Annotated in this window: 9 protein-coding genes; 4 read left to right on the forward strand and 5 right to left on the reverse strand. The window is 40.3% G+C overall.

Annotation, left to right across the window (positions count from 1 at the left end; genetic code table 11):
- Nucleotides 1–6: 6 nt before the first annotated feature.
- From THETH_RS07210 to THETH_RS07225, 4 genes are read right to left on the reverse strand one after another with little or no spacing between them, the layout of a single operon-like run.
- Nucleotides 7–3018 carry an efflux RND transporter permease subunit gene (locus THETH_RS07210; RefSeq protein WP_013932694.1) on the reverse strand — a complete coding sequence of 1004 codons (3012 nt, stop codon included), beginning with the start codon at nucleotides 3016–3018 and terminating at the stop codon, nucleotides 7–9.
- A 3-nt stretch (nucleotides 3019–3021) separates the two neighbouring features.
- Complete coding sequence (locus THETH_RS07215; protein ID WP_041446430.1) at nucleotides 3022–3714, reverse strand: aspartate/glutamate racemase family protein; 693 nt, start codon at nucleotides 3712–3714, stop codon at nucleotides 3022–3024.
- A complete protein-coding gene (locus THETH_RS07220) occupies nucleotides 3711–4946 on the reverse strand; it encodes a PhoPQ-activated protein PqaA family protein (RefSeq protein ID WP_013932696.1) in 1236 nt (411 codons plus the stop codon). The genes THETH_RS07215 and THETH_RS07220 overlap by 4 nt, the downstream gene beginning before the upstream one ends.
- Before the next feature lie 40 nt (nucleotides 4947–4986).
- Nucleotides 4987–5901, reverse strand: a complete 915-nt coding sequence (locus tag THETH_RS07225; RefSeq protein WP_013932697.1) for a hypothetical protein — start codon at nucleotides 5899–5901, stop codon at nucleotides 4987–4989.
- A gap of 123 nt (nucleotides 5902–6024) precedes the next feature.
- Here THETH_RS07225 and THETH_RS07230 point away from each other — a divergent pair, with 123 nt between their 5' ends.
- The 3 genes from THETH_RS07230 (at nucleotide 6025) to THETH_RS07240 (ending at nucleotide 8685) form a co-directional block, all read left to right on the forward strand.
- The gene (locus THETH_RS07230; RefSeq protein WP_013932698.1) at nucleotides 6025–7026 is read left to right on the forward strand and encodes a polysaccharide deacetylase family protein; all 1002 of its coding nucleotides are present in this window, start codon (nucleotides 6025–6027) and stop codon (nucleotides 7024–7026) included.
- A 23-nt stretch (nucleotides 7027–7049) separates the two neighbouring features.
- On the forward strand, nucleotides 7050–7901 hold the full coding sequence (locus THETH_RS07235; protein WP_013932699.1) for a glucosaminidase domain-containing protein: 852 nt from the start codon (nucleotides 7050–7052) through the stop codon (nucleotides 7899–7901).
- A gap of 358 nt (nucleotides 7902–8259) precedes the next feature.
- Entirely contained in the window at nucleotides 8260–8685 is a 426-nt protein-coding gene (locus THETH_RS07240; protein WP_013932700.1) for a type II secretion system protein, read from the forward strand.
- Nucleotides 8686–8731: 46 nt separating this feature from the next.
- On the opposite strand, the gene THETH_RS07245 is transcribed toward THETH_RS07240, so the two are convergent.
- The gene (locus tag THETH_RS07245; RefSeq protein ID WP_041446431.1) at nucleotides 8732–11794 is read right to left on the reverse strand and encodes an O-antigen ligase family protein; all 3063 of its coding nucleotides are present in this window, start codon (nucleotides 11792–11794) and stop codon (nucleotides 8732–8734) included.
- 134 nt (nucleotides 11795–11928) lie between these two features.
- Between THETH_RS07245 and THETH_RS10550 the strand changes: the two genes are divergently transcribed.
- Complete coding sequence (locus THETH_RS10550) at nucleotides 11929–12105, forward strand: prepilin-type N-terminal cleavage/methylation domain-containing protein (RefSeq protein ID WP_013932702.1); 177 nt, start codon at nucleotides 11929–11931, stop codon at nucleotides 12103–12105.
- Nucleotides 12106–12138 lie beyond the last annotated feature (33 nt).

Below are 12138 nucleotides of genomic sequence, written 5' to 3' on the forward strand. Positions count from 1 at the left end.
ACCACCTCAAACTTTTTCCTTAACACCTATTTTGAACAGCTCAGCAAGACCTGGAACGACGAACAAAGAAAAGGCGGTTGTAAAAATCAGTCCAATTATTATCGTCCAAGCTATAGGAGATTCAAGCTCAGAACCCTCTGATCTGCTGAATGCAACAGGCAACAAAGCTATTATGGTTGTAAGGGTCGTCATAAGGATGGGTCTTAACCTGAGCGAAGCTGCTTCAACTATGGTCTGCCTGTATTGGTTGTTCAAAGTTGCGTAGTTTTTTATGAAACTTATCATCACAATGGAATTGTTCACAACGATTCCAACAAGCGTCAAAGCTCCGACGAGTACAGGAAGATTTAAACTGTAACCAAAAAGAATCAGCACAAAACCAATTGCAACTGCAACAATAGGAACCGTGCTGAAAATCACAAACGGCACGACAAAGGATTCAAACAAAGCGCTCAAAAGCATGAAAACCAAAATTGCGGCCGTTATTACGATGATCCTAAACTGTTCAAACAGAACGTCCATCGAGGCTTTCTGACCCGCTAAGGAGTAGGTTATACCATCAAGGTTGACTGATTGCAAAACTTGCTGCGTGATTTTCACCAAATCCGACGTTGACAAATGTGATTGAACTATGTCGACATAAACAACTCTTTCACCGTTTTTATGCTCTATGCTGTTGAAAACTTTTTTCTTTGTCACGTCGGAAACTGCGCTCAGTGGAACATCTCTTCCAGCTGAACCTTTGAGCATCACCGATTCAAGTTGGTTTATTCTTTCAAGATTTGCGTAATTCAAATAAACAGGTAGAACGCCGTGCTCAGTTTGCAATGTTCCAATGGATTTTCCAAGTGTGTAATATTGAAGCTCCATGAAAACCTGCCCAGGTACAAGTCCAGAAAAGATCGTTCTGTCTCTTGCAAGCTCAACGTAAACAGTTTCAATCTTGGCTTCCCCACGTATTGAAACTTGACCAACGTTTTTACTTGAAAGTTTGTCACAAATTTCTTGCGCTTTTTCCATCAAAGCGTTCAAATCTTTGCCAATTAACTCTATCGTCAATGGATAACCGAAAATCTCGGCAAGGTAATTACCGCTTCCAAATTCAAGCCTTAGTCCCACAAATTCTGCTTGCTTTAAGTCCTCAACAAGTTGCGATGCCTTCTTTACATATTCACTTCTTTTGCCTTTCAACCACACATTTATGTAGGCTTTGTTTTCAGAGGCACCACCTATGATCTGTGAAAATTGGCTTGTTATCCCTATATCTGCATAAACCGCTTGAACGTTGTATTTGTCTTTATTTTTCAGTATGAAATCCTCGACCTGCTTGACTAGCTTAGACATCTTTTCGTAAGAAACCTGCTCGTCTGCCAAAGCCGTTATGGTAACAACGTTGTTGGCAAATTCTGGGATAAAGCTTCTCTTAGCGTTAAGCACATACCAACCTGATATGACAACCAAAAAGATTGTAACTGCGATCAAAATCCACTTCTTATCCAAAGCTTTTGAAAGTGCTTGCTTGTAAAAGCCAAGAACCTTTTCGTAAGAGCTTGTTTTATACGCCTTTATCCAACGTGAACCAGCTGGCACCAAAACACCAGCCACAGCGAGCGATGAACCTAAAGCAAGACTGAGCGTGGCGGCAAAGTATTTGAACATGCTTGCAGCAAAACTCTGCGTGAAAACAAGCGGCAAAAAGACTATAACCGTTGTCGCGGTCGAAGCGAATATTGCCATAAAAACTTCCGAAGTTCCCCTTCCAGCAGCTTCAACGTAATCTTTACCAATGGATTTGTACCTGTAGATGTTCTCAAAAACAACGATAGCGTTGTCAACCAGCATTCCAACGGCCATCGTTAAACCACCAAGTGTGAGCATGTCGAAGTTCAAATTGAAAAAGTACATGAGCACGATTGCCACGACCAAAGAGAGTGGGATGCTCAGCGCAACAATTGCAGTGCTTACAAAATCAAGCACGAAAATTAAAACAACCAAAGAAGCGCTTATTAGTCCAAGTACCAAATCTCTTAGCAAACTCCTTATAGCTCTTTCCGTGTAAAGCGATTGGTCTATCAAGCTTGTGTATGGAACCTTTAGTTCATTCAAGAGTTTTTTGACTTGTCTGACTGTTTGAACGGTGTTTGCACCTGATCTTTTTCTGACAACGATTACCTTTGCTTCTTCGCCGTTCACCCTGACTGTTCCACGTACGTTTCTTTCCACAACTTCAACATCTGCCACTTGGTGAAGCCTTACAGGCACTAAAAGTCTTGGCATTTGCCCTGTTGTTGCCATTTGATAAGTCAAACCCCTAAAGCCGACTATTGCCATTTTCAATTCGTCGATGTCTTTAAATCTTCCATCGACGGTTACAGTGTAAACGTTGCCGTTTTCGTCCTTTAAGGTTCCCATGGGGTAAACAAAATTTCCAGACAAAAACATTTCCATCAAGGAAGGATCTATTTGAAATTGCCTGACTTTTTGTGGATCTACCGTTATTCTCACAACCTTTTCGCCAGTGCCAAGAACTTCTACACCGGCAACGTCGGGTAGCCTTTTAAGCTGTTGTATGAATCTTTCTGGATCTTCCAGCGTTGAAAAGGCAAAAACAGGCAACAAAGATGGATCAAACTCCACAACAGTTGGTCTTACTCCCTCAGGAAGCTGAGCTTGAGCGATGTTCAAATACCTTTCTAAGCGCGATGAAACTGCTAAAACGTCCACACCCCATTCGTATTCAACCAAAATCAAAGAAAGTCCAGGTTGAGAAACACTTGTAAAGTTTTTCACTCCCGGGACGGTGGCTATAACTTTCTCCAAAGGTTTGGTAACCAGCTCTTCTATTTCTTCAGTACCTGCTCCCATGTAAGTTGCAAAAACGGCTGCGTACGGATATTCAACCTGTGGAATCAGCTCCAAATGCAACCTTTGAAAAGCAAGATAAGACAAGGCAACTATAGCCAATAAAAGCATTAGTACTGCAACAGGACGCTTTGCAGCAGCCTTTGCTATATTCAACTTTCACACCCCCGTTTCATCCTCCTTAACAGCCTTTCCACAAAGCTCGATAACTATCTTTGCCCACTCAAGGTTTACATCTATTAGCTTTAATCTTTCGCTGCGCGCGACGACTGGAAGTTCTGTGCACCCTAAAAGCACGTAGCCTTCAAGTTTTGGTTCAACTGCTTCTTCCCATACTTTTTTGGCTTTTTCAACGTTGCCCGCTTTAACGGAATAAATTATCGTCATCAAATTATCTTGAACTTCTTCAGTTGGAATCAAGATTTCTACGTTGAACTTTTCGGCTGCCACTTGATAAACCCCACTTTTTATCAACCCTTTCGTGCCGGTCAGCCAAAATCTTTTTATACCTTTTTTGCAAAGTCTTTCGACCGTAAGTTCAGGGAGATTTAAAACTGGTATAACTGCTTGCTTTCTGACTTTTTCCAAAAATGCATATGCTGTGTTGCATATGAAAACGGCAAAGTCTGCCCCAGCTTTCGCCAGCCTATTCACCGAATCAACAAGGTATGGTGTGGGATCTTCTCCACCGTACAACAAAGCCGTTGTTCTGTCTGGAACGGCTGTGTTGAAGTCTACAACCATTTTCAAATGGTCTTGATCCTTATCCGCTTTCGTCAGCGAAACCACTTTTTGAAGAAAATCCACCGTTGAAAGCGATCCCATTCCCCCAACTATGCCTGGAACTTTCACTTGTAAACCGCTGGCGTGCATAAGCTTATTCTCACTCCTTCAACTTCAAAGATTGCTTCAACGTAGTACGCGATATGTCTTCCTTCAGGTGGCATTAAATCTGCTGTGTAAAATCCATCGATAAGTTCAAGTGGTATTCTCATCCATATGGATTTTCTGAAATCGGTCACGTTTGAAACCGCTCTCCAAACATAGATTTCCTTTATAAGATCAGAATGCTTCACGGTTATCTTTGAATTTGATATTGAAAACTCGAAGACTGGCAGCTTGTTCTCAACAACCAACTTGAAAAAGTTGGATGCGTTCTCCACAACCATTGGAATGTTTCTAATTCCATGCGGGTTGTTTGGAACGTAAAGTAGATAATTTTTTCCTGGAAGATCGAAAAAGTAAAGCATGCTCGAATATATCGTCCAATATTCGTCGTTTGTCGCGTTGATTATGTACTTTGGCATTGTAAGTTTATCCCTGTAAGAGAACGGGTCTAGCATTCGAATGAGTCTTTGACCAACCTCTTCAGTTATCCATTCCATTACACCGCGTTCAACGTAAGGTCTCAAGCTGTCGCTGAACTTTTCGTACATAGTCAACTGTTGCCTGTACTGCGCAGGAAAGTTGAGCATGTCAAAAACAATTGGAGCTATGGCAAAAACTCTTTCATCGACCACGGCGGTAAGCCAAGTTGTCCAACCTCTTTTCGAAGCACCGGTGACGAAAAATTTCTCAACCCCAAGAAGTTCTTGAGCCAAATTCATGGCAGCGACTGCGCTTGTCGTCATTGGGAAAAGAAGTGGAAGGGTAAGATCCCCGGTTTTTCTGTATTCCACCAACGTGTGAGCTATCAGGTCGTCTTCTCTAAGACCGTATATGGGCTGGTTTGGTACATCTCCAAAAACGATCATTGGAGCAGAGAATTTGTCGGCTATCCAAACGTAATCTTCCAAATCTTTTGCTTTCGTTGGATCAAAATCTCCTGTTATGACCAGTACACCAAACTTTGGATAAACCACTTCATTGGGTATCACAATGAGCACGTCGTGAACCCAATCGATGTTCTGCCAAGTTTGACTTTTCAAAACAACGTGAATCAGCTTTGTTCCAGCTTCGGTTATTTTTTCCAACACAATTTGATACGAAACATTGATCTTTGACTTGACGTAATCAAAAAGTTCTTGAGCTATAAGCAAGGTCGTCAGGAGCACCATGGTGAAAAATATTATTGTTTTTCTCACACTATTCACCCCTAAGTTGAATTATACATCCACGGCAAGGCTACCAAATTGGTTTGAAGGAAAACGCAATGTAAACTGCGGCAGGTAGGAAGAAATCAAAATCCTGCTCTTTCGCTATGTAAGTAATTGTGTAAGCAACCGTTTCAACAATTGTGTAAGCTTGGATGCAACGGTATTTTTCGTTTGTCCTTTCAAATTCAAAAATTCTCCATGCATAATCGATTCCTTCAACGTAGTTTACCCCGGTTGAAAAAAGTTTGTAGCCTGCCAACTTCATCAAAGTATTTCTTTCAACCAAATTCGAATACTCTTCCAAGGAGATTTTTCTTGGAAGGTTTTCCTTAACAATTTGTACATAACCTCTTTTACCCTCTACATGTGTGGCAAAAGCTCCAATTTCTCCTCTTGCAGGCGTCACAGCCACGAACGGTCCCATCAACTTCACGGTGTAGTTGTGATCTGTGTTCAAATAAACCTGGGGTTTTTCACTTATTCTCAAACTGGTCATAGTAAGCAAAGCCGGCACCAAATGCTGCCAGAATTCTTCAAAGCTGGAATAATAAGTTAAAATGTATCCTTTTCCTGATCTAAGAAAAATCATTTGAATTCCTTCGCTTTTTTGACTGGAAATGGAAAATCTTCTGTAGAAAAACTCTTGAGAACCAAGCCAAAAGTTCATAACCGCGAGTTCTTCTGCTCCGATAAGCTGCGCACCCAAAAGCTTTGCAAAGCTGTTTAAATCGTTAAATCCAGACGCTGAAATTGAAACAACTTGAAGCGTTGAAGACTTACCCGGTACTTGGAACAGACCAATTTCATTCGGTCTTGAAGGACGCATTTCAAAAAATGGGCTGTAGACGGTGAGCACCAAATCCAGCGCTGGAGAAAAATAAATCGTTTGCGCAAGCAAAAAAGCGCTTGTAATTAAAAAAAGAGCAACGATAACCATTTTCAAACTTAATCACTCCCTGTTAAATGTTAACAACGTTTGATCCTAGGTTACATTATTCACTCATTTCTTTTTTGCCGCACGCTTTGACGATTCACACCATTATAATAACCCAAGGTGATGGTAAGTATGCTTAGGAAAATAACGATGATAATCCTTTTTGTTTTTGCAACAATTTACCATGCGTCGGTGGTGATCTTTCTATACCACCGCTTCGATGATGCAAGGTATCCAACGACCAACACGTGGACCTATGAACTAGAAAGACACATACAGCTTGTAAAAGAACTTGGCTTTGAGATATGGACGTTGAAGGATTTGGAAGATTATGCGTACGGTCGAAAATCGTTTGATGGCAAAGCGGTAATTTTCACCGTGGACGATGGCTATCGTTCGGTCTACCAGCACGCATATCCTGTTTTCAAAAAGTACAACGTTCCGTTTGCCGTTTTCCTTCAAGTTGGCGCAGTTGGTTATCCCGATTATCTCACTTGGGATATGATCAGAGAAATGTTGAAAGATGGTGTGGAGTTTGCAAACCATTCTTTTTCCCACGAAGATTTTCCAAAGTTTTTAAAGAAAATGCCTCTTTCGGATGTAGTTGAACGCTTTAGAAATGATACAAGAAAGGCAAACCAGATATTCTATGAGAAAACTGGTTATCAAATGCGGTACTACGCATATCCGTATGGGCATTACCTTCAAGAGTTCTTTGACGTTTTAAAAGAAGAAGGTTTTGTCTTAGCCTTTACCCAAAATCCAGGACCTTATACACCTGAATATGGTTTTTACGAAATACCTCGCGAACCATTGCTCGAAGACTGGGCAACGGAAAAGCACGTTAGATACATTCTTTCCAGAAAACCATTGGTTGCAATCTTTCAGAATTTTACCGTCGAAAACGGCAAGCTTCAGTTAAACGTCAAGATCTTAAATCCCAAGGAGGTGAAGACGGCAGCCCTGTACGTGTCGGAAAAAGGAACTTTGCAAACTAACTTGAAAGATTCAATTTTACAAATCGGTCCAATTGAACTTACAAAAATGTACAACAGATTACTGATAAGTGTGCGTGATAAGGATAATCAAGAGTACGTTAGATACTGGTTGATCTACAACGTACAGGGTGAATAATTCCAAACAAGGAGGTGTCGTAGTTGTTGAAAAAAATAGCTTTTATACTTGCGATAATTGTGGTGTTTGCAAACGTTCCAAAGTTTAAATTTGAATTTGTTCAATTTTTTGAACAGGAAGAACAAACTGAGTACGTCGAGTTGTTGGAACTTGAGTTTGAAAGTTACGTTGAGGTTGAGGAATTTTTCAACAAAATCGGTTACGATCTTGCCGCTGGAGTTGTACCCATGGTGATTTTGAAAAGGCTGCCCAACGACTTGGGACAGATCAACGATGTCAAAAAGAAAAAAGACCTATTCGTCAAGATACTTTTGCCGATAATAATTAAGGTGAACAAAGAGATCTACGAAGAAAGGGAAAAAATAGTTGAGCTTCCCGAAAACAGCCCCGAGCTGTCAAGGTATTTGACAAAATACAAAGCGAAAAACAAGCAAGAACTTTTAGAAAAAGTCATGCCCATTCCCGTGGAAATAGCCCTTGCGCAGGCAGCGATTGAATCAGCTTGGGGAACTTCAAGATTTGCAATAGAAGCCAACAACATCTTCGGAGAATTAACCTTCAAGCCCGGCAACGGTGTGGTGCCGAAGGAGAGACCGGAAGATGAAATTTACGAGGTTCGAAGGTTCCCAGACCTTTTGAGTGCCGTGAGAAGCTATGCATACAACCTCAATGTTTCTCCATTCTACAGAGAATTCAGAGCCATTCGATCAGGGAAAATCAACAAACCACTTGCAGATGGGTTGATCTTCTATTCACAAAGGCGGGAAGAGTACGTTAGGGAAATTAAATTGATAATCTCTGCAAACAGGTTTGCAATGTTAAATGAACATAAAGCTGCACCAATTTTGCTTGCCTATATTGGCGGGTTGAGATAGGCGAGAGATTGCTTTTGAGTTAGCTAAATTTGTTGACTTAGCAACGCATGGGTGTATAATTTGTTCCAGAACGAATGCAAAGATGATACAACAGCCTTTACAAATCATGGATCATGCACACTTTGTTTTGTCTAAATTATCTTAATAGCAGATTGTAAAAACTGTAGATGAAAAGTTTTGGCAACTTGGTTAACGCTCATTGAGAAGATGGTGGAACCGAACGCAGATTTGCAAGGTACTTGTGAGAGTTGTGAACAAAGCTTTGTGTGCCGTATCAGCTGAAGAATAATTCTAATTTATAATAAGCATTTGATTTTCTTAAAAAAGGTGTATAATCTAATCCAAAGGAGGTGTAATTATGAGGAAAGGTTTTACGTTAATTGAACTTTTGATCGTCCTGGCAATCATCGCCGCACTGTTGACCATCGTAACACCGATAGCGTTGAATGCGGTAAGACAAGCGAACGCTACAAAGATAGCTTCGACCATGAGAAACATAGCTTCAGCTGCGCAATCGTACGTTATGACCGAAAGAACAACGGTTATATCGGGAGGCAACTGGTTGCAAGGCTTGGTGAGTCAAGGATATTTGAACACTAACCCCGGCGGTGATTATACGGTGTCAGTTACCGAGGGATCAGGCACGGAGGCTGGTAGGATAACGATAACTGTTAGGTATACAGGATCAGCAGTTCGTATCGACGATCTGCGAAGAGTTGTTCCGGAAATGAGCGGATCCACCGGTAACGCCGAATATATTTTAACGACTGCCCGCTGGTGGTGACATCATAATCATTACAATGCGGCCCTTGTGGCCGCATTTTGTTTGTCTATAACATTTGCTCCTTCATTCTTTCGAACCTCTTTAGTCTTTCCCACAACAGGATCTCGAACGGTATTTCGCTGGAAAGCTGCTGTAGTATTTTATCTGTTGTTTGAACATCAATTTTGTTTGTCAGAATTATGAGTAGTTCTTTTCCAAGTAGTTTCGAAAAAACTCCACCATTCATTTCTGCTTTCAGCTCATCTTCAACAACTTCCAGCAGTCTTACAAGAGTTTGTCTAAAACCGTTGACAACTTCATCAACTTGAAAATGAATTAGGTCTTCAACAATTCTTTGAAATCTGTTTGAGTATTGCTGAATTGCTTTTGATAAATCTATCTTCTCAATCTGTTCTTTTACAAAAGCTGCTGCTGGCTCGTATGTTTGTTTTACGATTTGTTTTAGTTGCATTGCCTTGTCAACTTGCCCTGTTCTTTCAAGCTCAATTATTATTTGAAGAAGATACTCAATCACCCCATCTGGAACAGCCCATACACCTTTTTCGTACATATACTTGCATGCCCATACTTCTTTTTCTGCAAGATATAACAACATTTCGATTGCTCTTTTATCTGTCCTGCCAACTTCAAAAATCGCCTTTGCCATACTTCTATACACGTCCTGGCCTTCCAAAGCCTTTGTCAAATCTATGTTTTTTCTATCTGGATACACGTTCCACGATCCAGGAGCTTTGTCGATGTTCATTTTTGCATACGTCAACAGCATGCTGAAATACTTTTCTCTTAACGATCGAAGCTGTTCTATATTTTTTGAAAAACGTTCTTCTTTGTTAAGAGTCTCACTTATTCTATCAATGATTTTGCAAGCAGCGGCGCTGAATTTTGCAATTCCATCGTATATTCCTATGTCATTCAGTGAGTGCGAGGATGTTTTCAACAGCCCAATGGCGTCAATAATTACTTGAAATTCTGCTACTTGTTGGGCTATTTGCGGTTTTTCTTTGACAACTTGTTCCATGAATTCCAGTTCTTTTTCATTATGAATTGGTGCAATCAATTTTTGTACGGCATCGTACTTGCCTCTCAGCGAAGTGAATTTTCCTGTTAACAGATCAAAAGTCATTTCGGAGGACCTTCCAGGTGCAAGGAACGCGAGGTGAAAGAAGGCTTCACCATATGTTCTACTCATCTGCGCGCTCACAATCAGATTGCTCAAAGCTTTTTGATACATTTCAACTTCAGAAACAACCGTCTTTGCCAAACTTTTATTGATTTTCTCAAGATCCTGCGTGAGCTTGACTAGAACGTCCTCATCGTCGCATTCAGCAAGCTTTTGTTCGTAAAAATTCCTGTACTCCAACAGATTGTTTCTATGTTCCTTTATTGCTCTTAAGTTCACGTAAGCTTCCAAACCCGCTTTGTAACTTACTTGCGCTATAAAGTTAGTCCAACTGAAATACGAGACAGCAATGGTTAAAAGGTAAATCGCAGTTAGACAGAGTACCTTTTGAAATCCTTTCACCTTGATTTCGAAAGTCATTACTTTCCGATGGTTGAAATATTTTCCAGTCGCAACACCGAACACAAACGCTGCAAAAAGTGTATTTGAAGGAAAATGAGAAGGAAAGCTGAAAAAACTTTGAGCAAGATAAACTATGAAAGAACATCCCAACGATAGAAATAAGAAAATCTCATCTTTCGAGTTAGCTTTACTCAAGTATTTGAAAGCATACACGACAGTGCTGATGATAAACAGCACTATTATCCCAAGTCCAATTAAACCAGTTTCACCAAGAATTTGTAGATAATCGTTGTGAGTGGATTTGAAGTTTCCCCACACATAGAGTGATTCTGGATGTTTTTCTATCACATTCTGCATCCAATCAATTGCCCTGATTCGAAAGGTGGCTATGCCCTCACCAATTAGTTTGTTGTGTTTCCATTGTTCAATCGAAGCTCTCCATGCTACAAGTCTTTCCTCCATGTTTGAGGCGACAGTCTCGAATTGAAGCCTTTGAGTTATCACCATTTTGCGATTTAACTTACTTGGAATGTTGAAAACGATTAGTATCGCAATCGATGAAAGTATTAGAACCATCTTCAGTGTGCGATGAAGTCTCTTGAAAGTAGCATCTTGATCGACTGACTTATTTGGGCTGTAGGTTCTATACAAAACAAAGAAAATCAGCAAAGCAACACCAAAACCTAAATACTCTGATCTTGTCAAACATAAAGTAAATGCGATCAAATTGACCAAAAAAGTGATTGCAACAAACCACTTAACAAACTTCGCAAGCTTGATCCTATTACTTTCCCAACCGTAGTCATCTGAGAAAATCAGATAAATGCTGGATATCATAACCATGGTTAAAAAGTTAGCAGTAAAAATTGGATTTCCAATGGTGCTTGAAAGAGCCATTCTGTCAAATTTTCTACCTGATTCTCCAACGAACAAATCAAAACCTGTGTAGAAATTGATCAGACCGTTTATCGAAACAATCAACGATGAAATTTGAAAACTAAGCAAAACGCTGACGATGGACTTTTTAGATGTGAAACGATTCGAAAAATAAAGTGCGATGAATCCAAACAAAATCACATACAAAGCTACGTACACAGAAAATGGGAAATATATCCTATTGCTAAGAAATACTTTTATCGTAGAAAAAAGACAAATCATCCCAAAGACAAACCACAACAAATTGGGGTATGACAACTGCACAGAAAACTCTTTCTTGCGAATTGATTCGATCAACAGTTTGAGCATGATCAACAAAACAAAAGCGGCAAGTAAAGCATGCTTAGGTGTGGTATATTGGTAGGTAATTGATCTGTGCGCAAAAAGCGGAACAGATATTGCTGCGATATTGACAAGAATTGTTTCGAATTTTGTCATCTTCGGTCCCCCGTTGTTTTTGTCCCCTTGTTTTTTGGTTTTCAATCTTCTTATCATGATTCTACCATCTTCATCTGTTGCACTTATCTTCAACAAGTTCTTTTTGGTTGTTACGAGTTTTGTGAGCAGACGAACGTGTTGGTTTGATCTGATCCTCAACCAAATAACAACAAATCGTTCAATGTGGGATATACTAAAACCAACAAATTCCATGATACTGCTCTCTGTGCTATGAACTTCTGCGACAGCTGATTTCAAATGTTCCTTTGATACTACGTGAACCATCGTGTCCTGATGTGAGAGAAAGAGCAGTCTCAGCACGGTTCATTTGAAAGGGGAACTTAGCCATGCTTAAAGGAATGACTCTGATTGAGCTGTTGATAGTGCTTGTCATCATTGCAGCACTGCTTGTGATTGCGATATCCATGCCATTCAACGCCATCAGACAAGCAACTGCAACTAAGATTGCGGCAGAGATGAGAAACATAGCCGTAGCAGCGCAAGATCTTATTGTCGCAATATAACTGAGAAATGAAGAAATAGAACAGATCAGCGCG

This window comes from Pseudothermotoga thermarum DSM 5069, from assembly GCF_000217815.1.
Classification (GTDB): Bacteria; Thermotogota; Thermotogae; order Thermotogales; family DSM-5069; genus Pseudothermotoga; species Pseudothermotoga thermarum.

Coding starts and splice junctions, on each gene's coding strand:
- THETH_RS07230 (WP_013932698.1), top strand. CDS start 6,025: ATGCTTAGGAAAATAACGATGATAATCCTTTTTGTTTTTGCAACAATT.
- THETH_RS07240 (WP_013932700.1), top strand. CDS start 8,260: ATGAGGAAAGGTTTTACGTTAATTGAACTTTTGATCGTCCTGGCAATC.
- THETH_RS07245 (WP_041446431.1), bottom strand. CDS start 11,794: ATGGAATTTGTTGGTTTTAGTATATCCCACATTGAACGATTTGTTGTT.
- THETH_RS10550 (WP_013932702.1), top strand. CDS start 11,929: ATGCTTAAAGGAATGACTCTGATTGAGCTGTTGATAGTGCTTGTCATC.